Consider the following 21990-nt stretch of genomic DNA (forward strand, 5'->3'; position numbering starts at 1 on the left):
GCACCGGCATAGCCGGCCTGTTTGACCTCACCCGCTTGTAACTGATCATCGGGTTAGCTCGGTCACCCGAATCCAGCCTCTCTAACTTTTCTACCGAAACCAGGATGCACAGCGCCCCAGAGTCGTAGCATTCCGATTTGGAAATACGTTGCTTCGTTCGGACCGAGTCCCCTTGGGGTAGCCGGGAATACGGAAGGAAGTCATCGATGGCGAACTTCATGGTGTTGCCGCCCGAAATCAACTCGTTGTTAATGTTCAACGGCGCAGGTTCGGCACCGATGCTCGAGGCGGCGGCCGCATGGGACGGGCTGGCCTCGGAGTTGGGCTCCGCGGCGTCGGCGTTTTCCTCCGTGACATCCGGGTTGGTCGGTCAGGCGTGGCAGGGCCCGGCATCTCAGGCGATGGCGGCGGCGGCCACCCCCTACGCCGGGTGGTTGAATTCGGCGGCGACGCAGGCGGCGGGCGCGGCCGGGCAGGCCCGTGCGGTGGTCAGTGCCTTCGAGGCCGCCCAGGCGGCAACCGTGCACCCAATCCTGGTGGACCTCAACCGGAACTCGTTGGTGCAGATGGTGATGTCGAACTGGTTCGGCCTCAACGCCCCGGCGATCGCCCAACTCGAGAGCGAGTACGAGGCGATGTGGGCCCAGGACGTGGCGGCGATGTCGGGGTATTACTCCGGTGCGTCAGCCGCTGCCTCAGCGCTCACACCCGCGCAGACCCTGCAGCAACTGTTCGCCACCCTGCCCAACCTGGGGGCCGGCAACAAGGGCAACGCCAACCTGGGCAACGGCAACACCGGCAGCGGCAACGTCGGCAACGGCAACAACGGCAGCTCCAACCTGGGCGGCGGAAATTTCGGCAACACCAACATTGGTAACGGAAACTTCGGGAGCAACAACGTCGGCTCCGGAAATATTGGCGCGGGGAACATCGGGTTCGGGAATTCCGGTACCAGCCTAACCACCGGCCGTAACGTGGGCCTGGGCAACGCCGGCACCAGCAATTACGGCTTCGGCAACTCCGGCAGTGGGAACATTGGTGGCGGAAACACCGGCGTGGGCAACGTTGGTGGCGGCAACACCGGCAACAACAACATCGGCTTCGGGCTCACCGGCAGCAACGAGATCGGCATCGGCAACACCTATTTCAACACCGCCACCAACCAGTTCAGCTTCGGCGGGCTGAACTCTGGCAGCGGCAACATCGGCTTCGGCAACTCCGGTACCGGCAACATCGGGTTCTTCAACTCAGGCAGCGGCAACGTCGGCATCTTCAACACGGGATCCAGTACCGCGCATCCGGGCGGCCTGAACAACATTGGCATCGGGAACGCGGGAGCCAACAACTTCGGAATCGGGAACTCGGGCGTCTTCTCAACGGGCGTCGGCAACGCGGGCCAATGGGACACCGGCTTCGGAAACGCGGGTAACTTCGACACGGGCGCCGGGAACTCGGGCAATGCCAATACCGGCTTTGGGAACTCGGGCTTCCAAAACACCGGCAACGGGAACTCGGGCTTCGAAAACACCGGCTTCTGGAATTCGGGCAACGTGAACACCGGCGCCGGCTTCACCACCGACAGCGGCCTCGAGAACTCCGGCTTCGGGAACACGGGGGCCGGGGACTCTGGCTTTGGGAACACCGGCGACGCTACGTCCGGCTTCTACAACCGTGCCACTGGCGGCCTGGTTAACGGCGGCAGCTCCGGCTTCTTCAACACGGCCAGCGGCGGTTCAAGCGAGAACGGCTTTTCGTCGGGCTTCTTCAACACGGGCGTTACGCAACCGCTCGGCATATTCCCCATCGGCACGGTCAGCGGCTCTAACTCGGGCCTGTTCAACATCGGCACCGGCATCGCAGGGCTCTTCAACCTGGCCCGCCTGTAGCCGATCAGCTCACGCGTGCTGGTTGGATACCGAAATCACCTCTCCGGTGAGGTAACTCGAGTAATCGCTGGCCAAAAAGGCTATGGTGGAAGCGATTTCCCACGGCTCGGCCGCACGGCCGAACGCCTCCTGCGCCGAGAGCCGGTCGAGCAATTCGGCCGAGGTCGTCTTGTCCAGAAACTTGTGCCGGGCGATGCTGGGCGAGACGGCGTTGATCCGGACGTCGTACTCGGCGGCTTCGATTGCGCTGCAGCGGGTTAGGGCCATCACGCCGGCCTTGGCCGCAGCGTAGTGCGACTGCGAGTGCTGCGCGCGCCAGCCCAGCACACTGGCGTTGTTCACGATGACGCCCCCGTGCGACGCCTCGCGGAAATACCGCAGCGCCGCGCGGGTCGCCCTGAACACCGACGTCAACGTCACGTCCAGGACGCGGTCCCACTCGTCGTCGGTCATGTCGACCACCGGGGTCTGCCCGCCCAGCCCGGCGTTGTTGACCAGCACGTCGAGGCGGCCCATGCGCGCGGTGGTCGAGTCGATCAGGGCGTCGACCTGGGCCGTGGACGTCACGTCGCACACCACCTTCTCCACCCGGCCCAGCCCGAGCGCGCCGAGCTCGTCGGCGGTCTCCCCCAACCGCCGTTCGTGGTGGTCGGACACCACCACGTCGGCCCCTTCGGCCAGTGCCCGCCGGGCGGTCGCCGAGCCGATACCGGTTCCGGCGGCCGCGGTCACCACGACCACCTTCCCTTGCAGAAGCCCGTGTCCGGCAATCTCTTTCGGCGCTTCGGAGAGCGTCATCCCTTAACCTCTCGCGGTAGGCCGAGCACCCGCTCGGCGATGATGTTGCGCTGGATCTCGTTGGACCCGCCGTAGATGGTGTCGGCGCGGCTGAACAGGAAAAGCCGTTGCCATTCGTCGAATTCCCCGTCGGACAACGCCACCCCGGGCCGGCCGATCACGTCCATCGCCAACTCGCCCAGATCGCGATGCCAGTTGGCCCACAACAGCTTCGACACGTTGTCCTGGCCGGGCTGCTCCACGTCCATAGTGGCCAAAGCGTACGAACGCATGGCCCGCAGGCCCGTCCAGGCCCGCGTCAGCCGCTCGCGGATGAACGGGTCGCCGGCGGCACCGTTGCGCTGTGCGAGCTCGGCCAGGTTGGAAAGCTCACGGGCGTACCGGATTTGCTGTCCGAGGGTGGAGACGCCGCGCTCGAAGGTCAGCGTCCCCATCGCGACGCGCCACCCGTCGCCCGGCTGGCCGACCACCAACGACGCGTCGGTGCGGGCGTCGTCGAAGAACACCTCATTGAATTCCGAGTCGCCCGTCAACTGAATGATTGGGCGGACATGCACGCCCGGTTGGTCCAGCGGGACCAGCAGATAGGACAGGCCGGCGTGCCGCTTGGAGCCCTTCTCGGTGCGCGCCACCACGAAGCACCACTGCGCCCAATGCGCCAGCGACGTCCACACCTTCTGGCCGTTGATCACCCACTGGTCCCCGTCGAGTTCGGCGGTGGTCGAGACGTTGGCCAGGTCGCTGCCGGCGCCGGGTTCGGAGTAGCCCTGGCACCACAGCTCGGTGACGTCCAGGATCCGGGGCAGGAACCGCTGCTGTTGCTCCGGTGTGCCGAATGCGATCAGCGTCGGGCCCAACAGCTCCTCGCCGAAATGGTTGACCTTGTCCGGGGCATCTGCCTTGGCGTACTCCTCGTAGAACGCCACCCGGTGCGCCGTCGAAAGCCCTCGCCCGCCGTGCTCCACCGGCCAGCCCAAGCAAGTCAGTCCGGCCTCGGCGAGATGCTGGTTCCAGGCCCGGCGTTCCTCGAACGCCTCGTGCTCGCGCCCGGGGCCACCAAGGCCCTTGAGAGCTGCGAATTCGCCGACCAGATTGTCGGCGAGCCACTGGCGGACCTCCGCCCGGAACTCTTCGACGTCCTGCATGCCCTGTAGGCTAACCTACCAAGCACTTGCTTTGTTAAGGAGTTCCAGTGTCCACCGATCCCCGCACCGTGCCCGCGGCGCTGGATCGCTTGGCACACCAACTGCCCGACCACGACGCGCTGATCACCGAGGAGCGGTCTTTCACGTCCGCCGAACTACGCACCGAGGTGCACCGCGCGGCGGCCGCGCTAATCGCGCTGGGCGTCCAAGCCGGCGACCGGGTGGCCATCTGGTCGCCGAACACTTGGCATTGGGTGGTGGCTTGCCTCGCGATTCACCACGCCGGCGCCGCGATGGTGCCGCTGAACACCCGCTACACCGCCGAGGAGGCCGCCGACATCCTCGCGCGCACGGACGCGCCCGTGTTGTTCGGCATGGGCCGGTTCCTCGGCAACGATCGGATCGCCGACCTGGACCGCTTTGGTTCTCAAGCCCTGCCGGCGCTGCGACACATCGTGCGGATCCCGATCGAGGCAGACGACGGCACCTGGGACGATTTCATGGCCCGCGGGAGCGACACGGCGGCGGTGGCCGACCGCGCCGCGGCCGTCGTTCCCGAAGACGTCAGCGACATCCTGTTCACGTCCGGCACCACGGGCCGCAGCAAAGGCGTGATGTGCGCGCACCGCCAGTCGCTGTCGGCCTCGGCGTCGTGGGCCGCCAACGGCAAGATCACCGCCGACGACCGTTACCTCTGCATCAACCCGTTCTTCCACAACTTCGGCTACAAGGCCGGCATCCTGGCCTGCCTGCAGACCGGCGCGACGCTGATCCCGCACCTGACCTTCGACCCGCTGCGGGCGCTGCAAGCCATCGAGCGACACCGCATCACCGTGCTGCCGGGTCCGCCCACCATCTATCAGACTCTGCTGGACCATCCGGCGCGCAACGACTACGACCTGAGCTCGCTGCGGTTCGCCGTGACGGGCGCCGCCACCGTGCCGGTCGTGCTGGTGGAGCGCATGCAGTCCGAGCTCGACATCGACATCGTGCTGACCGCTTACGGGCTGACGGAGGCCAACGGCATGGGAACCATGTGCCGCGCCGACGACGACGCGGTCACCGTCGCCACCACCTGCGGGCGTCCGTTCGCCGACTTCGAATTGCGGATCGGTGAGGGCGGTGAAGTTCTGCTCCGCGGGCCCAACGTCATGCTCGGCTACCTCGACGACCCCGCGGCGACGAACGCCGCCATCGACGCCGAGGGCTGGCTGCACACCGGCGACATCGGCGCGGTCGACGAGGCGGGCAACCTGCGCATCACCGACCGCCTCAAGGACATGTATATCTGCGGCGGGTTCAACGTCTACCCCGCCGAGGTCGAGCAGGTCCTGGCCCGGATGGACGGGGTGGCCGACGCCGCGGTGATCGGGGTTCCCGACGAGCGGCTGGGCGAGGTGGGGCGCGCGTTCGTGGTGCCCCGGTCCGGTTCCGACCTGGACGAGCAATCGGTGATCGCTTACACCCGTGAGCATTTGGCGAACTTCAAGGCGCCGCGGTCGGTGCGGTTCGTCGACGAGTTGCCGCGCAACGCGGGCGGCAAGGTGGTCAAACCACAACTGCGAGAGTTGGCCTGAATTGGATCTGCAATTAGACGACGAGACGCTGGCCTTCCAAGCCGAGGTGCGGGACTTCCTGGTGGCCAACGCCGAGAAGATTCCGACGAAGTCCTACGACAACGCCGAAGGCTTCACGCAGCACCGGCTTTGGGATCGCGTGCTGTTCGACGCCGGCCTCTCGGTGATCACCTGGCCGGAGAAGTACGGGGGCCGCGACGCGCCGCTGCTGCATTGGGTGGTGTTCGAGGAGGAGTACTTTCGCGCCGGGGCGCCGGGCCGGGCCAGCGCCAACGGCACCTCGATGCTGGCCCCGACGCTGTTCGCGCACGGCACCGAGGAGCAACTCGACCGCATCCTGCCGAAAATGGCCAGCGGCGAACAGATCTGGGCGCAGGCGTGGTCGGAACCCGAGTCCGGCAGTGACCTGGCCTCATTGCGGTCGACCGCCACCAAGACCGACGGCGGCTGGCTGCTAAACGGCCAAAAGATCTGGAGCTCGCGGGCGCCGTTCGCCGAGATGGGATTCGGGCTGTTCCGCTCCGACCCGGCGGCCGAGCGGCACAACGGCCTCACCTACCTCATGTTCGACCTGAAGGCCCAGGGCGTCACCGTGCGGCCCATCGTCCAGCTCGGCGGCGACACCGGCTTCGGCGAGATCTTCCTCGACGACGTCTTCGTTCCCGACGAGGACGTGATCGGCACCCCGAACGACGGCTGGCGCGCTGCCATGAGCACGTCTAGCAACGAACGCGGCATGTCGCTGCGCAGCCCGGCCCGCTTCCTGGCCGCTGCGGAACGATTGGTGCAGCTGTGGAAGGACCGCGGCAGTCCTCCGGGCTTCGCCGACCGGGTCGCCGAAGCGTGGATCAACGCGCAGGCCTACCGCCTGCAGACCTTCGGCACGGTGACCAGGCTGGCCGCCGGTGGCGAGCTCGGCGCCGAGTCGTCGGTGACCAAGGTGTTCTGGTCGGACCTCGACGTGGCGATACATCAGACCGCGCTCGACATCCTCGGCGCCGACGGCGAACTGGCCGGACCCTGGACCGACGGGCTGCTGTTCGCGCTGGGCGGCCCGATCTACGCCGGCACCAACGAGATTCAGCGCAACATCATCTCGGAACGTCTGCTGGGTCTACCCCGGGAGAAAAGGTAATGGACTTCGCACTAGACGAACAGCAGCGCGACTTCGCCGCCAGCATCGACGCGGCGCTGGGCGCCGCGGACCTGCCGGGCGCCGTCCGCGCGTGGTCGGCCGGCGACACCGCACCCGGCCGGAAGGTATGGGAGCAGCTGTCCAACCTCGGCGTCACCGCGCTGGCCGTGCCGGAGAAATTCGACGGCATCGAGGCCCATCCAGTCGACCTGGTGGTCGCGATCGAACGCCTCGGGCGCTGGTGCGTGCCCGGCCCGGTAACCGAATCCATCGCCGTCGCTCCGATTCTGCTCGCCTCCGACGATCACGCCGAGCGCTGCGCGGGCCTGGCTTCCGGTGAACTCATTGCCACCGTCGCGATGCCGCCGCACGCGCCGCGCGCCGTCGACGCCGACACCGCCGGGCTGGTCCTGCTCGCCACTGACGAGGGCGTCACCGAAGCCCAAGCGGGAGAGGGCCATCGGTCCGTCGACCCCAGCCGTCGCCTCTACGACATCACGCCGACCGGCGACGCCTGGCACGCGGATGTCAAGCGCGCCTACGAGTTCGGGGCGCTGGCCACCGCGGCGCAGCTGGTCGGCGCCGCCGAGGCACTGCTGAACGGCGCTGTCGACTACGCCAAGCAACGCAGCCAGTTCGGGCGGGTGATCGGGTCGTATCAGGCGATCAAGCACAAGCTGGCCGACGTGCACATCGCGATTGAACTGGCCCGACCCCTGCTGTACGGCGCGGCGCTCACCGTGGAACCACGCGACGTGAGTGCGGCGAAGGCGGCCGCATCCGACGCGGCCCTCCTCGCGGCGCGCGCGTCGTTGCAAACCCACGGCGCCATCGGGTTCACCCAGGAGCACGACCTGTCACTGTGGCTGCTGCGGGTGCAGGCACTACGCTCGGCCTGGGGCACACCCGAGGCACATCGGCGGCGAGTCCTGGAGGCGCTATGAGTGAAGAGCGGGAGCTTTTGCGGGAGACCGTGGCCGCCCTGGTCGCCAAGCACGCGGACCCGGCGGCGGTGCGGGCCGCGACGGAGTCGGAGCGCGGCTACGACGAGGCGCTGTGGCAACTGTTGTGTGAGCAGGTCGGCGCCGCGGCGCTGGTGATTCCCGAGGAGCTGGGCGGCGCGGGAGGCGAATTGGCCGACGCCGCAGTCGTTCTGCAGGAGTTGGGCCGTGGCCTGGTTCCCTCTCCCCTGCTTGGCACGACGCTCGCGGAGCTGGCGTTGCTCGCGGCGGCCGAACCGGACGCGAAGACACTCGAAGCCCTCGCCGAGGGCAGTTCGATCGGCGCGCTGGTGCTCGACCCCGACTTCGTGGTCAATGGGGACGTCGCCGACGTCGTCGTCGCGGCCGCCGAGGGCGGCCTGAGCAGGTGGACCCGCTTCAGCGCACAGCCCGTCGCCACCATGGACCCCACCCGCCGCCTGGCCCGAGTGCAACCGGAGGAGACCGAAGCCATCGGTGACGACCCGGGCATCGCGGACATCGCCGCCATTCTGCTGGCGGCCGAGCAGATCGGCGCCGCCGAACGTTGCCTGGAACTGACCGTCGAATACACCAAGAACCGGGTGCAATTCGGCCGCCCGATCGGCAGCTTCCAGGCGCTCAAGCATCGGATGGCCGACCTGTATGTCACCGTCGCCGCGGCCAAGGCCGTCGTGTCCGACGCGTGCGACGACCCCAATCCCACCAGCGCGGCGACGGCACGCCTCGCCGCCACCGAAGCCATGAAATCCGTAGCGGCCGAAGGGATTCAGTTGCACGGCGGCATCGCGATCACCTGGGAACACGACATGCACCTGTACTTCAAACGCGCCCATGGCAGCGCGCACCTGCTCGACCCGCCGCGAGAGCTGCTGCGCAAGCTGGAATCTGAAGTCCTGCCAACGTGATTGACCACGTCGCGCTGCGCGCCGGCATCCCGCCGTTCTATGTGATGGACGTCTGGCTCGCCGCCGCGGAGCGCCAGCGCAGCCACGGCGACCTGGTCAACCTGTCGGCGGGCCAGCCGAGCGTCGGCGCTCCCGAGCCGGTGCGCGCGGCCGCGGCCTCCGCGCTGCACCTCAACCAGCTGGGTTACACGGTCGCGCTTGGCATTCCGGAGCTGCGCGCCGCGATAGCGGCGGACTATCAACGCAAACACGGGATCGAGGTCGAGTCCGACGCGGTCGTCGTGACCACGGGTTCCTCCGGTGGCTTCCTGCTGGCATTCCTGGCGTGCTTCGACGTGGGAGATCGGGTGGCGCTGGCCAGCCCCGGTTATCCCTGTTATCGAAACATCTTGTCCGCGTTGGGATGTGAGGTCGTGGATATCGCCTGTGGCCCGGAGACCCGGTTTCAGCCCACCGTGCAGATGCTCGCCGAACTCGACCCGCCGATAAAAGGCGTGATCGTCGCCAGCCCTGCCAATCCCACCGGCACGGTCATCCCGCCGGCCGAGCTCGCCGCCATCGCGTCGTGGTGCGAGGCCTCCGGGGTGCGGCTGATCAGCGACGAGGTCTACCACGGGCTGGTCTACGAGGGGGCGCCGCAGACCAGCTGCGCCTGGCAGACCTCACGAGACGCGGTGGTGGTCAACAGCTTTTCCAAGTACTACGCGATGACCGGCTGGCGACTAGGGTGGCTGCTGCTGCCGACGGAGCTGCGACGCGCGGTGGACTGCCTGACCGGAAACTTCACCATCTGCCCGCCGGTGCTGTCGCAGCTCGCCGCGGTGGCCGCATTCACCCCGGAGGCGACTGCGGAAGCCGACGGCAACCTGGCGCACTACGCGATCAACCGCTCGCTGCTGCTCGACGGCCTGCGGCGAATCGGCGTCGACCGGTTGGCGCCCACCGACGGCGCGTTCTACGTGTACGCCGACGTCTCGGACTTCACCGACGACTCGTTCGGTTTCTGCTCAAAGCTGTTGGCCGACACCGGCGTTGCGATCGCGCCGGGCATCGACTTCGACACCGCGCGCGGGAATTCGTTCGTCCGGTTGTCGTTCGCCGGACCCACCAGCGACATCGAAGAGGCCCTCAACCGAATCGGCCCCTGGCTGCCCGTCAGCGGTTGAACCGCCCGGCGAGGTATTCGGCCCGGCAGGCGTTACGGGCGAGCTTGCCGCTCGTCGTGCGTGGGATCCCCCCGGCGGCCACGAGGCGCACGTCGGCGACGCGAATCTGGTGATGCCGCGAGATCGCCGCCCGCACCGTGTCGGCGATGGGCCCCAAATCGCGGCCCGCGCCGGGAGCGCGCTCGGCGACGACGACCACCTGCTCGCCGGATCCGCCGCTCCCGGTGAGAGTTGAAACCGCCTCGGCCGGAACGGAAAACGCGGCGACGTAGCCGGTGCGGATCGCCGGCGACGCTTCGCTCACGGTGGTTTCGATGTCGTGCGGGTAGTGGTTGCGGCCATCAATGATGATGAGGTCCTTGATCCGGCCCGTCAGGTACAGCTCGCCGTCGACGTAGACGCCGAGATCGCCGGTCGCCAGCCAGGACCCGTTGTCCGGAGCGCCCTCGGCGTGGCTGCCCACCTCGAGCCGGGACTGCAGCTTGTTGCCGAACACTCGTCGGGTTTCTTCCTCGCGGCCGAAGTATCCGCGGCCGACGTTGTTGCCGTGCAGCCAGATTTCGCCCACCGTGCCGTCGGGCACCTCCGCGCCGTCCGGGTCGGCGATCACCGCCCACTCGTCGAGGATCGGCTGGCCGCAGGAGACAAGGGAAAGCGCACCGGGTGCCGTCGGGTCGACGACCACCGCGCGGCCGGCGCCGAGCTGCTCGCGGTCGAGGAAGATCGCGCTGGCCGCGGCGTCCGGGGCGATGCTGGCGACCGACAGCGTCGCTTCCGCCATCCCGTAGGACGGCTTGACCACCGACGCGGGCAGACCGTACGGGGCGAAGGCGTTGGTGAACTGCTCGATGGCCGACATGCTCACGGGCTCGGACCCGTTGAGCAGGCACACCACGTTGCTGAGGTCGAGGTCTTCGCCCTTCGGGGGCAGTCCCCGCTGGGCCGTCAACTCGAAGGCGAAGTTCGGTGCCGCCGCCATCGTCCGGCCGCGGGTCGCCGCGATACCCAGTTGCTTGATCCAGCGGTAGGGCCGGCGAAGGAAAGCCATCGGATCCATCAGCGCGACGTGCGCCCCGAAATACGCCGTGAACACGATCATCATCAGTCCCATGTCGTGATACAGCGGTAGCCAGCTCACGCATTGGACGTCGGTGTTCAGCCCGCCGTGCAGGATCATCTGCATCGCGTTGGTGTAGACGGCGCGGTGGGTGATCTCCACCCCGGCCGGCGTGCGGGTGGAACCCGACGTGTACTGCAGATAGGCGAGGTCGTCGGTGTCCCGAACGGGGTCGGTGAAGGTCTCGGCGAGGCTGGCGGGTACCGCGTCGACCGCGATCATCCGCGGCCGCTCGTTCGCGGGCAGGGTCCGGATAAACGTCCGCACCGATTCGGCGGCCGCGGTCGTGGTCAGGATCGCGGCGGGCCGGCCGTCGGCCAGCACCGCGGCCAGCCGCTCGCCGTGCCCCGCCAACGTCGGCGCGAAGAGGGGTATCGCGACATTGCCCGCGTGGACGGCGGCGAAGAAACCCGCCACGTAATCGAGGCCCTGGGGCGCCAGGATCGCCACTCGGTCCCCGGGCTTGGTGACCTGCTGCAATCGGGCGCCAATGGCGCAGACGCGCGACCACAGCTCGTTCCAGCTGAGTTCGAGGATTCGCCCGTCTTGGTCCTGCGAATAGTCGATGAAGCGGTAGGCCGGATTGTCACCCAACAGGGCTCGGTTGTGGTCGAAATTCGAGGTCAGGGTGACACCCTCGGGCACCACAATCCCGCCGCTCGGGGCAGCGTTAGGGTCGACACTGCCCGAGGCAGCCCCGACAGCACCGGCCGACCCGTGATCCCGACTCACGTTGGGACAGGTTAATAGACGCTCTTATTATTCGCCGCATTTGCCTGGGTATGGCGGTCGTCACGTCGAACAATGGGCGCGCTGCGGATCACTTTGGAAATCGGCCTCAGGGCCCGAGGACCTTGTCGAGGCGGGCCTCGAGCGCACCGCGGTCACCCAGGTCGGCGACATTGATGCCGAACCGTTCGGCGAGGGTGTCGACGACGGCGGCCGCGTCGTCCAGCCGGATTTTGTCGCTGTCGTCGGCGCGGTGGACGGTCAGGTAGCGCCCGGCCAGGTTCAATCGGCCGTCGTCGGTGACGCGGGCCGCCATAAGTCCGGTCACGAAGTGCGACGACGGGTGGGTTGAGACGAACCAGCTGCCGACCTTGAGGTCGATCGCCGGTGCCGTGCGCGTCGTGAACTCATACAGCGGCACCCACTCGCCGCGGATCTGGGCCTGCAGCACCAGCCCGTCGCGGCAGTCCTCGAGCCGATACGGCTCGAGCGCGGTCTGTTGGACGCTGCCGGTCTCGATCCGGATCGGGGAGGTCGGTGTCTGTCCGCCGAAGCCGACGTCGACGAGGTAGGGCCCCTGGGAACCGGGGAAGGTCACCGCGAGCACGGTGTGGGTCTGCGCCGGGAACGGCGCATCGGGCGGAAGCATCCAGATCACCCGGCCCGCCAAGCGCCGCACCCGAAAGCCGAGCTCCGACAGGACGTAACCCATCAGCCCGTTCTGCTCGTAGCAATAGCCGCCCCGGCGCCGCTGAACCAGCTTGTCCGTCAGGGCATCTGGGCCGAGGTCTTCGACTGGCGTTCCCATCAGTGGATCGAGGTTCTCGAACGGGACCGCGCGCGTGTGAGCGCTCACCAGCGCCTGCAGCGCGTCGAGCGTCGGCTCGGCAACGCCATGAAAATCGATGCGCTCGAAATACCCCATCAGATCCAACGTCATATCGCCATTCTGGCCCGAGCATCCCCTCGAAGGCTCGCGCCAAACCCGTTGCTTCCTCGTGCGGTTGGCCGCCACGTTTTCCCTTGATAACGATGGTCGCCGAAAGATGCTCCCGCGAGGTCACGGGCGATACTCTTGAGCTCTTCGAGCTGTAAGCACGGGAGGTTAAGCGGCCAGGAATGCCCGAAGAACCCAGGTCCGACGGCGTGGCGTCGGTATCCGGCGGGATCGCCGCGGAGCTGGCGGCCGCCGGATTTGAGGATGCGCAGCAGGTGGCCCGCGGTGGGGCCGGGGTGATCTATCGCTGTTACGAGACGGCGCTCGGCCGCAGCGTCGCGGTGAAGCTGCTGCCGTCGCACATGGACGAGGAGAGCCGGGAACGCTTCCTGCGCGAGGGCTACGCCATGGGCGGGCTGTCCGGGCACCCCAACATCGTCAACATCCTGCGGGTCGGGGTGACCACCAGCAACCGGCCGTACATCGTGATGCCCTACCACGCCGCGGATTCCCTGGCGGTCCGGTTGCGCCGCGAGGGACCGCTGTCCTGGCCCGACGCCCTGCGCATCGGTGTAAAGCTTTGCGGCGCATTGGAAACCGCGCACCGGACGGGAACGCTGCATCGCGACATCAAGCCGGCGAACATCTTGATCAACGACTACGGCGAACCGCAGTTGAGCGATTTCGGCATCGCCCACATCGAAGGCGGTTACGAGACGGCGACCGGGTTCTTCTCCGGCACCATCGACTACACGGCGCCGGAGGTCATGACCGGCAGTCCGGCGACGGTCGCGGCCGACATTTACTCGCTCGGCGCCACCCTTTATGCGCTCATCGTGGGCAATGCCCCCCACGAGCGCAAGAAGGGTGAGGACCTCATCGCGCAGTACCTGCGGATCAGCACGACCGGGGTCCCGGATCTGCGCCCCGAGGGGATCCCGGACGCCGTGTGCTCGGCGATCGAGAGGGCGATGTCGCTGGACCCGGCCGACCGGCCCGCCTCGGCCGAGGAATTCGGCCGAGAGTTGCAGGCTGCGCAGCGCGTCAACGGCCTCAAACCCGATGCGATGGCGATCGGCGGGCTGGGTCGCGCGGCCGTCGACGCCGCCCCCTCCCCCTCCCCTAATGGCGGGGAAACCCGCCCGACTTCGCCGATCGGGGCGCCCGTCGCCCACCACGACGCGGTTGCGGCCGCGCCCCGCACCCCGTCGGGCCCCTCCGGTCATGATGAGTTTTCCGCGGCTGCCGGCGTCCTGCGCAGCGGGCACGCCGCGGAAACGCAGCCGCGGGTGTCGTCCGGCGGGCCGCCGAGCGCGCCGAGCGGTCCCCAACAGCCTCCGGCGCCGCCCCCATGGCGCAAACCCGTAGCGCTGCGCGTCCGGGAGTGGTTCGCCCAACCGGGCAAGAGGCGCGGTCGCATCGCCCTGGCGGCCGTCGTCGTGGTGCTGTTGGCCGTGGGCGCCGTCTTCCTGTGGTTGCGGCCCGACAACGGCACTCAGAAGACCGCCGGCCCGCCGGCCCAGGCGCCCCTCGCCTGGAAGCCGATCACCAACGCCCGCGTCGCGCGCGATGCGGTCGCCACCACCCAGGCCGACGGCACGATCTGGGTCTTCGGCGGCATCCGAAGCGACGGCAACCCGACCACCAAGCACGAGGGCTACGACCCCGCCATCGACGAATGGAAGGGCGGCGACGATCTGCCGGTGGCGCTGCAACACGCGATGGCCGTGACCTGGCAGGGCAACCCGGTCGTCCTCGGCGGCTGGAAGACCGTCAACGGCAAAAAGGTTGCCAGCGATCAGGTTTGGCGGGTGGTCAACAGCCGGTGGGTCGAACTGCCGCACCTGTTGGCGCCCAGGGCCGCCGCGGCGGCCGCGGTGGTCGGAGACCGGCTCGTCGTCACCGGCGGGGTCGATGCCGCGGGCGCCCTGCTGACCACCACCGAGGTCTTCGACGGCAACACTTGGAGCCTGGGCGCGCCCATACCGACACCGCGGCAGATGCTGGCCGCGGGGTCCGACGGCAAGCTGATGTATGCGGTCGGGGGAACCACCGGGGACTCCAGCCTGACGATGGTCGAGGCGTACGACCCGGCCGCGAAAACCTGGACGACGAGCCGGTCTCCGACCACCGCGGCCGCCGCGGCGGCCCTGGGCGCCAACAGGTGCGGCAGTTCGACCCACCGGCTGTTGACCACCCGCCAAACCTGATCGCTGGCAACCTTTTTGCCGTTGACGGTCTTCCAGCCGCCGAGGACGACTGGGATCCCCTGCCCGACATGGCGACGGCGCGACACGGAATGGCCGTCGCCGCGGTGGAGAAGTCCGTGTACGCGATCGGCGGCTCGACGGCCGTCGGGGACAGCCAGGTGATTTCCGAGGCCGAATCGCTGAAGCTGCCGCCCCGCGAGATCCAGCCCGCGTCGCAATGGCGTTCTCTGCCCGACGCGCCGACCCCGCGGCTGATGACGGCGTGGACCGTGCTGGGCGACAAGATCTGGATCCTGGGCGGCCTACGGGACGGCGTCGCCCTGACGACGGTCGAGAGCTACGAGCCGCGCACCGGCGCCTGGGAGACCGGGCCCCCGTTGCCCATCCCGCTGCACCACGCAGCCGCGGCGACCTACCGCGACGAGGTGGTGGTGCTCGGGGGCGCCAGCGACAACATCGCGGACGGGTCCAACCGGGTCTTCGCGCTGCGCCGCGGCAACTGGGTGGAGCTGCCCAGCCTCACGCACGCCCGGGCGGCGCCGGCGGCGGCGGTGGCCGGCGACAAGCTCGTCGCCGTCGGCGGGCAGAACGCGAAGCAGCTGGTCCCGCAGACCGAGGTCTTCGACGGAAGTTCGTGGACCGATGCCCCCGACATGCCCACCGCGCGCGAACACCTGGCCGCGGTGTCCGACGGCACCTACGTGTACGCCGTCGGCGGCAGGTTCCTTTCCTCCGACAAGAACTCCGCGGCGCTGGAACGCTTCGACCCGGTATCCGGGGCGTGGACGAGGTTGGTGGGCATGCCGACGCCGCGCGGAAGCTATGGCGCCACGTACATCGATGGGCGCATCGTGGCAGTCGGTGGCGAGGAACCGACGATGGTGCTCAACGTGGTCGAGATGTACGAGATCGCCGACGGCAAATGGACCACGTTGGCCCCCATGCCGACGCCGCGTCACGCCGAGGTGGTGGCGACGGTCGGCAACACCGTCTACTGCATCGGCGGGGCGAATCGGCCGACCCACGAGGGCCCCATCGCGACGGTCGAGGCGCTCGACTTCAGGTAGCCACCGGCGGATACCCGGTTGTTTTATTCCTGTCAAATATGGGGACCCCGGTACGGACGGGCTGCAGCAGCTACCCAGACGAACCGACGGAGCCCCCTATGAATACGAGCACCATGTGGATTGTGATCGCCGTGGTCGCGGCGGTTCTCGTGATCGCCGCCGTGATCTTTGCCGCGAGGGCGGCGTCGCGCCGCCGGCGCGTGCGGCAGGCTGAGGAGATTCGCGAACAGGCCAGGGTCACCACGACCAGGGCCGAGAAGCGGCAAGCCCTCGCCGATGAAACGGCCGCCAAGGCGCGGGCCGCGCAGGCGGAGGCCGAAGCCAAGGCCGCCGAAGCCGCAAGGCTGCAGGAACGCGCGGCTAGCCATCATAACGACGCGGCGACGACGCGCGAGGAACTCGAGGACCAGTTGAAGCGCGCCGAGAAGATCGACCCGCAGACCCGCGCCGAAACACGCGAGACGCCCGCCGACGGCCATGACGCAGCGCGCGACGAGAGGTCACCGGAGACCAACGCGGAAGCGACCAGGCACCACCGCGCCTAAGCCCCGGGCCGGCCGGCCAGTCCCGGTGGCCCGCCCCCTCAGCGGGCCACCGGGCACGGTCGTCTACACCAGCTGTAAGGCGTCTTCCCGACACTGGCGGGCGAGTTGCTGTTCGCGCGCGTACAGCATGCCGTAGCTGAAGCCGTTCTCCCCCACAGTTGTTCCCGCGGCCAACGCCATCTGCCGAAGTGTGTGGGTGGCGACGACGGTGTCCTGGTGGTCGCCGAGCAGGCTTTGAATCCGCTTGTAGTGCTTGACGGTCCGCTTGGCTCGCTTGTCGAGGGGATTGCGCAGTTCGGCGGCGTAGCGGGCGCGCTTGGCGGCCTTGCGCGCTCGATGCAGCAGTTCGTTGTCGTCGGATCCGAGCGCCTCGGCCAGCCGCCGATCCGCCTTGCGCTCCGCGCGCCGGGCCCGCCTGCGCAGCGCCGCGGCCGAGATCTGTTGCGCGACGGGCGGTTCGTAGCGCCAGTCGCGCAGCACGGTCAGCAGCGCGCGGTAACGGTCGGAGTCCATGGCCTCGTCGAGCCGGGCGCGGGCGGGCAGCTCGATCGCCTGCAGGTCGTTGCGGATCCGCGACCGGACGGGACCGAGAATCAGCTCGTCGGGCATGCCGTCCAGCGCCTCGGCGAAGCGGCGCTCCTGGACCTCGCAATCGCGAACGTCGCCGAGTAGCGCCGCGAACCATTTGAGTTCGACGTCGGCGTCGCCGACCTTCTGCCGGTCCAGCAGTTTGGCGAAGACGCGCAAGGTGCTCCGCAACCGCCGGACCGCCACGCGGGTGTCGTGCACGGGGTCTTCGCCACCGCCGTGGCGCAACTCCTCGTCGCCGTTTTCTATCTCGTCGATTTGGGCGTTGAGATAATCCGTCAACGCCCGGGTGGCTGATGAGCGCATACCCCACCGGATGCCCGCAAGGCGGCCGGCGCCAAACATGGGGTGTCGGTTCGCGAGCGTAACCACACTGCGAAAACGCGACCGAAATATCGCATTGTGGTTACGCTCGCGGCCAAAAAAACTACAGCCAGGTGTCCTGGGTGGTCGTGGTGAGGAACGCTTCCAGGTCGTCCCGCCATTGGGCGGGCGTCGTCTTGTCCGGCTCGATGCCGGTGTAGTCACCGCGATAGAACAGCAGCGGCCGCGGCTTGATCTTGGGAGCCTCCGAGAGCGACTGCACGGCACCGAACACCACGAAGTGGTCCCCGCCGTCGTGCACGGACGCCACCGTGCAATCGATGTAGGCCAGCGACCGGTCGATGATCGGCGAACCCAATTCCGAAGGGTGCCAGTCGATCCCGGCGAACTTGTCCGGTTCCTTCGAACCGAACCGTGCCGAGACGTCTTTCTGCTTTTCGGTCAGCACGTTGACGCAGAACCGGCCGCTGGCCTCGATGGCCTTCCAGGACCGCGACACCTTCGTCGGGCAGAACAGCACCAGCGGCGGGTCCAGGGACAGCGCGGCGAACGACTGACAGGCGAAGCCGATCGGCACGTCGTCGTGCACGGTGGTGATGATGGTGATCCCGGTGCAGAACTGACCCAGCACCTGCCGGAAGGCCCGCGGATCGATCTGTGCCGACATGGTTGCCTCGGGCTAGGCTCGGAAGCCAACCGTGAAGTCGTGGCCCCACAGGCTCACCGCGGTGCTCTCCCGGGCGATCCAGTCGTCGTCCGCCACTTGCCGCCCCTCGCACCCGAATTCGACGTCGAACCCGCCGGGCGTCTTCATGTAGAACGACAACATCAGGTCGTTGACGTGGCGGCCCAGCGTGGCCGACATCGGCACCTTGCGGCGCAGCGCCCGGTCCAGGCACAGGCCAACGTCGTCGGCGTTTTCCACCTCCACCATCAGGTGCACGATGCCGCTGGGCGTCTGCCCGGGCATGAAGGCGAGGCTGTGGTGGCGCGGGTTGCAGCCCAGGAACCGCAGCCAGACCGGCGCCCCGTCGGCGGGCCGACCGACCACCTGCGGCGGCAGGCGCATGGAGTCGCGCAGCTTAAAACCCAGCACGTCGCGGTAGAAGTGCAACGTCTCGTCGTCGTCGCGGGTGGTCAGCACCACGTGCCCCAGGCCCTGCTCGCCGGTGACGAACCTGTGCCCGTACGGGCTGACCACGCGGCGGTGCTCCAGCGCGGCGCCGTGGAACACCTCGAGGCAGTTGCCCGACGGGTCGGAGAAGCGGATCAACTCGTCCACCCGGCGGTCCGCGAGTTCGGCCGCGGTGCCCTCCTTATACGGCGTGCCCTCCACGTCGAGCCGATTCCGGATCTCTTGCAGCCCTTCGGCGTTGGCGCACTCCCAGCCGGCCTCCGAGAGCCGGTCGTGCGCACCGGGCACGATGACCAGCCGGGCCGGGAAATCGTCCATGCGCAGGTAGAGCGCACCCTCGGTGGTGCCCTTACCCTCGACCATGCCCAGCACCTTCAGGCCATACTCCCGCCACGCCGCCATGTCGGTGGCCTCGATGCGCAGATAGCCCAGCGACCGGATACTCATCGCCCGCCTCCCAGGAAATCAATGGTCAGCTTGTTGAATTCGTCGAACTTCTCCACCTGAGCCCAGTGCCCACATTGCCCGAAAACGTGGAGCTGCGCACGCGGAATCGTCTTCAGCGCGACCAGCGCGCCGTCCAGCGGGTTGACCCGGTCCTCGCGCCCCCAGATCAGCAGCACTGGCTGGCGCAGCTGGTACACCTCGCGCCACATCATGCCGAGCTCAAAGTCGGCCCCGGCGAACGACATTCCCATCGCGCGGGTCGCGGTCAGCGATTCCGGCGTGCTGGCCAACGCGAAGCGCTGATCGATCAGCTCGGGGGTGATCAGCTTCTGGTCGTAGACCATCACGCGCAGGAAGGCCTCCAGGTTCTCCCGGGTGGGTTCGACGGAGAACTTGCCCAGCCGTTTGACTCCCTCGGTGGGGTCGGGCGCGAACAGGTTGACGCTCAGCCCGCCGGGGCCCATCAGCACCAGCCGTCCGGCGCGGTCGGGGTAGTCGAGGGCGAACCGCACCGCGGTGCCCCCGCCCAGCGAATTACCCACCAGCGGAACGCGTCCCAGACCCAGCTGGTCGAAGAGCCCGTTGAGCGCCCGGGCGGCGTAGCGGTTGAACTGCCCGTGCTCGGCGCGTTTGTCGGAGTGCCCGTAGCCGGGCTGATCGACGGCCAGCACGTGGAAATGCTCGGCCAGCACCGCGATGTTGCGTGAGAAGTTGGTCCAACTCGACGCGCCCGGACCGCCGCCGTGCAGCAGCACCACCGTCTGATCGTTGCCGGTTCCGGCCTCGTGGTAGTGCAGCTTGAGCGGGCCGTCGACGTCCACCTCGGCGAAGCGCGAGGTGGACTCGAACGTGAGCTCCCCCGTGGCAGTGGTCATCAGACCATCGTGTCGCCGGGCGGCAACCCGAACTCGTTGTTCCCGAAGATCACGTAGGCGCGCTCGGGGTCGTTGGCGGCGTGCACCCGGCCGGCGTGCGCGTCGCGCCAGAACCGTTGCACCGGTTGGTCGTTGGCCAGCGCGGTGGCGCCGGACGCCTCGAACAGCCGGTCGATCGCGGCGATCGAGCGTCCGGTGGCGCGCACCTGGTCGCGGCGGGCGCGGGCCCGCAGCTCGAACGGGATCTCCTTGCCCGCGGCCAGCAGCGCGTACTCGTCGGCGACGTTGCCGGACAGCTGGCGCCACGCCGCGTCGATGTCGCTGGCCGCCTCGGCGATGCGGACCTTGGCGAACGGGTCGTCCTTGGCCTTCTCGCCGGCGAACGCCGCGCGCACCCGCTTGCCCTGGTGTTCGACGTGCGCGTCGTACGCGCCATAGGCCATGCCGACGATCGGCGCCGAGATGGTGGTGGGATGCATTGTGCCCCAAGGCATCTTGTAAACGGGGGCGGTGTTGGTCGCATATCCCCCGGCGGTGCCGTCGTTCATCGCCTTGTAGGACAGGAACCGGTGCCGGGGCACGAAGACGTCTTTGACCACCAGGGTGTTGCTGCCGGTGCCCTTCAGGCCGACGACGTGCCACACGTCGTCGATGCGGTACTCGCTGCGCGGGATGAGGAAACTGCCGAAGTCCACCGGCCGGCCGTCCTTGATGACCGGGCCGCCGACGAACGTCCACGTGGCGTGGTCGCAGCCCGACGACCAGTTCCACGAGCCGTTCACCAGGTAGCCGCCGTCGGTGACGACGCCGGCGCCCATCGGCGCGTACGACGACGAGATCCGCGTCTTGGTGTCCTCGCCCCAGACCTCCTCCTGGGCCTGCTGGTCGAACAGCGCCAGGTGCCAGTTGTGCACGCCGATGATCGAGCTCACCCAGCCGGTCGACCCACACGCGCTCGCGAGCCGGCGCACGGCCTCGTAGAAGAGCGTGGGGTCGCACTGCAGCCCGCCCCATTGCTCGGGCTGCAACAGGGTGAAGAAACCGATGTCCTCGAGCTCCTGGACCGTCTCGTCGGGCAGCCGGCGCAAGTCCTCAGTCGCCTGGGCGCGCTCCCGAATCCGCGGCAGCAGATCATCGATGGCAGTTAACACCGACTGCGCGTCACGCTGTTGAATGGACGTCACTTACGTTGCCTCCCGAGAGTACGGACTTAACACAGAAGACTAGAACACGTTCCGATTCGTGTCGAGCACGGTATTCCTGCGGCTGGTAGCGGTATATATCCGGTTTTCTGTAACATGTTCTAGTTGTGTCGAAAGGAAGGGACGGGTCTTGACGGAAGCGATTCCCGACGAACCGCTGGGTGACCACGTCCTGGAACTCCAGATCGCCGAGGTGATCGCCGAGACCGACGAGGCGCGGTCGCTGGTGTTCGCCGTGCCGGACGCGCCCGGCGATCCCGGCATCCCGCCCGAACGGCTGCGGTACGCGCCGGGGCAGTTCCTGACCCTGCGGGTGCCGAGCGAGCGCACCGGGTCGGTGGCGCGCTGCTACTCGCTGTGCAGCTCGCCGTTCACGGACGACGCGCTCACGGTCACGGTCAAGCGCACCGCGGACGGGTACGCGTCCAACTGGCTGTGCGAGCACGCGCAGGCAGGCATGCGCATCCACGTGCTGGCGCCGTCGGGCAACTTCGTGCCCAAGACCCTCGACGACGACTTCCTGCTGATGGCCGCGGGCAGCGGGATCACCCCGATCATGTCGATCTGCAAGTCGGCGCTCGCCGAGGGCAGCGGCCAGGTGACGCTGCTCTACGCCAACCGCGACGACCGCTCGGTGATCTTCGCCGAGGCGTTGCGCGAGCTGTCTGCGAAGTACCCCGAGCGGCTCACCGTCGTGCACTGGCTGGAATCGCTGCAGGGCCTGCCCGGCGCGACGTCGCTCGCGAAGCTCGCCGCCCCCTACACCGACCGGCCCGTATTCATCTGTGGGCCAGGCCCTTTCATGGACGCCGCGCGCGTCGCGCTGGAGGGGCTGAAAGTGCCTGCGGCGCAGGTGCATATCGAGGTGTTCAAGTCACTGGAGTCCGATCCGTTCGCGGCGGTCAAGATCTCCGACACGGCCGAGGGAGACCAGCCCCCGGCCACCGCGGTGGTGGAGCTGGACGGCGAGACCCACACCGTGTCGTGGCCGCGCAACGCCAAGCTGCTCGACGTCCTACTCGCCAAGGGTCTCGACGCCCCCTTTTCGTGCCGGGAGGGGCACTGCGGCGCCTGCGCCTGCACCCTGCGCAGCGGCAAGGTCAACATGGAGGTCAACGACGTCCTGGAACAACAGGACCTCGACGACGGCCTGATTTTGGCCTGTCAATCTCGCCCCGAATCTGATTCGGTAGAAGTCACCTACGACGAATAGGCGCGT

General features: G+C 68.1%; 17 protein-coding genes and 1 pseudogene. 9 read left to right on the forward strand and 9 right to left on the reverse strand.

Features of this window, described 5'->3' with window-relative positions:
• Positions 1 to 206: 206 nt before the first annotated feature.
• On the forward strand, positions 207 to 1886 hold the full coding sequence (locus tag A5706_RS04545) for a PPE family protein (RefSeq protein WP_068127468.1): 1680 nt from the start codon (positions 207 to 209) through the stop codon (positions 1884 to 1886).
• 9 nt (positions 1887 to 1895) lie between these two features.
• Here A5706_RS04545 and ipdF read toward each other — a convergent pair whose 3' ends face one another.
• Together ipdF and ipdE1 are read right to left on the reverse strand one after the other, a co-directional pair.
• A complete protein-coding gene (gene ipdF, locus A5706_RS04550) occupies positions 1896 to 2684 on the reverse strand; it encodes a (5R,7aS)-5-hydroxy-7a-methyl-1-oxo-2,3,5,6,7,7a-hexahydro-1H-indene-carboxyl-CoA reductase (RefSeq protein ID WP_068127469.1) in 789 nt (262 codons plus the stop codon).
• Entirely contained in the window at positions 2681 to 3829 is a 1149-nt protein-coding gene (gene ipdE1, locus A5706_RS04555) for an acyl-CoA dehydrogenase IpdE1 (protein ID WP_068127470.1), read from the reverse strand. The genes ipdF and ipdE1 overlap by 4 nt, the downstream gene beginning before the upstream one ends.
• A 47-nt stretch (positions 3830 to 3876) precedes the next feature.
• Between ipdE1 and fadD3 the strand changes: the two genes are divergently transcribed.
• Genes fadD3 through A5706_RS04580 form a run of 5 tightly spaced genes read left to right on the forward strand, consistent with a single transcriptional unit; the run spans position 3877 to position 9595 of the window.
• A complete protein-coding gene (gene fadD3 / locus A5706_RS04560; RefSeq protein ID WP_068127473.1) occupies positions 3877 to 5406 on the forward strand; it encodes a 3-((3aS,4S,7aS)-7a-methyl-1,5-dioxo-octahydro-1H-inden-4-yl)propanoate--CoA ligase FadD3 in 1530 nt (509 codons plus the stop codon).
• Position 5407: 1 nt separating this feature from the next.
• Positions 5408 to 6541, forward strand: coding sequence for an acyl-CoA dehydrogenase family protein (locus A5706_RS04565; RefSeq protein ID WP_068127475.1), 1134 nt, complete (start codon positions 5408 to 5410; stop codon positions 6539 to 6541).
• Positions 6541 to 7485 (forward strand): acyl-CoA dehydrogenase family protein, encoded by a 945-nt coding sequence (locus tag A5706_RS04570; protein ID WP_068127485.1) that lies wholly within the window; start codon positions 6541 to 6543, stop codon positions 7483 to 7485. Before A5706_RS04565 ends, A5706_RS04570 begins: the two co-directional genes overlap by 1 nt.
• A complete protein-coding gene (locus A5706_RS04575; RefSeq protein ID WP_068127486.1) occupies positions 7482 to 8429 on the forward strand; it encodes an acyl-CoA dehydrogenase family protein in 948 nt (315 codons plus the stop codon). The genes A5706_RS04570 and A5706_RS04575 overlap by 4 nt, the downstream gene beginning before the upstream one ends.
• Positions 8426 to 9595: a pyridoxal phosphate-dependent aminotransferase gene (locus A5706_RS04580; RefSeq protein WP_068127487.1), complete on the forward strand. Its 1170-nt coding sequence runs from the start codon at positions 8426 to 8428 to the stop codon at positions 9593 to 9595. Before A5706_RS04575 ends, A5706_RS04580 begins: the two co-directional genes overlap by 4 nt.
• On the opposite strand, the gene A5706_RS04585 is transcribed toward A5706_RS04580, so the two are convergent.
• The gene (locus A5706_RS04585) at positions 9585 to 11444 is read right to left on the reverse strand and encodes a fatty acyl-AMP ligase (RefSeq protein ID WP_068127488.1); all 1860 of its coding nucleotides are present in this window, start codon (positions 11442 to 11444) and stop codon (positions 9585 to 9587) included. The genes A5706_RS04580 and A5706_RS04585 overlap by 11 nt on opposite strands.
• 106 nt (positions 11445 to 11550) lie before the next feature.
• Positions 11551 to 12381 (reverse strand): arylamine N-acetyltransferase, encoded by an 831-nt coding sequence (locus A5706_RS04590; RefSeq protein WP_068127493.1) that lies wholly within the window; start codon positions 12379 to 12381, stop codon positions 11551 to 11553.
• 179 nt (positions 12382 to 12560) lie between these two features.
• On the opposite strand from A5706_RS04590, the pseudogene A5706_RS04595 reads away from it, so the two are divergent.
• Positions 12561 to 15655, forward strand: a pseudogene (locus A5706_RS04595) (kelch repeat-containing protein).
• A gap of 98 nt (positions 15656 to 15753) precedes the next feature.
• The gene (locus A5706_RS04600; protein WP_068127494.1) at positions 15754 to 16200 is read left to right on the forward strand and encodes a hypothetical protein; all 447 of its coding nucleotides are present in this window, start codon (positions 15754 to 15756) and stop codon (positions 16198 to 16200) included.
• Positions 16201 to 16263: 63 nt separating this feature from the next.
• Here A5706_RS04600 and A5706_RS04605 read toward each other — a convergent pair whose 3' ends face one another.
• The 5 genes from A5706_RS04605 to hsaA form a co-directional block, all read right to left on the reverse strand.
• Entirely contained in the window at positions 16264 to 17094 is an 831-nt protein-coding gene (locus A5706_RS04605) for a CHAD domain-containing protein (protein ID WP_068127495.1), read from the reverse strand.
• Between the two features lie 121 nt (positions 17095 to 17215).
• The gene (hsaB, locus tag A5706_RS04610) at positions 17216 to 17779 is read right to left on the reverse strand and encodes a 3-hydroxy-9,10-secoandrosta-1,3,5(10)-triene-9,17-dione monooxygenase reductase subunit (protein WP_067153275.1); all 564 of its coding nucleotides are present in this window, start codon (positions 17777 to 17779) and stop codon (positions 17216 to 17218) included.
• A 12-nt stretch (positions 17780 to 17791) separates the two neighbouring features.
• Entirely contained in the window at positions 17792 to 18694 is a 903-nt protein-coding gene (gene hsaC, locus A5706_RS04615) for an iron-dependent extradiol dioxygenase HsaC (protein ID WP_068127511.1), read from the reverse strand.
• On the reverse strand, positions 18691 to 19569 hold the full coding sequence (gene hsaD / locus A5706_RS04620) for a 4,5:9,10-diseco-3-hydroxy-5,9,17-trioxoandrosta-1(10),2-diene-4-oate hydrolase (protein ID WP_068127512.1): 879 nt from the start codon (positions 19567 to 19569) through the stop codon (positions 18691 to 18693). The genes hsaC and hsaD overlap by 4 nt, the downstream gene beginning before the upstream one ends.
• Entirely contained in the window at positions 19569 to 20753 is a 1185-nt protein-coding gene (hsaA, locus tag A5706_RS04625) for a 3-hydroxy-9,10-secoandrosta-1,3,5(10)-triene-9,17-dione monooxygenase oxygenase subunit (protein ID WP_068105642.1), read from the reverse strand. Before hsaA ends, hsaD begins: the two co-directional genes overlap by 1 nt.
• A gap of 148 nt (positions 20754 to 20901) precedes the next feature.
• On the opposite strand from hsaA, the gene A5706_RS04630 reads away from it, so the two are divergent.
• Positions 20902 to 21984 carry a ferredoxin--NADP reductase gene (locus tag A5706_RS04630; RefSeq protein ID WP_068127513.1) on the forward strand — a complete coding sequence of 361 codons (1083 nt, stop codon included), beginning with the start codon at positions 20902 to 20904 and terminating at the stop codon, positions 21982 to 21984.
• The last annotated feature ends 6 nt before the right edge of the window (positions 21985 to 21990 follow it).

The sequence above is a fragment of the Mycobacterium sp. E796 genome (assembly GCF_001672815.1).
In the GTDB taxonomy this organism is placed as follows: Bacteria; Actinomycetota; Actinomycetes; order Mycobacteriales; family Mycobacteriaceae; genus Mycobacterium.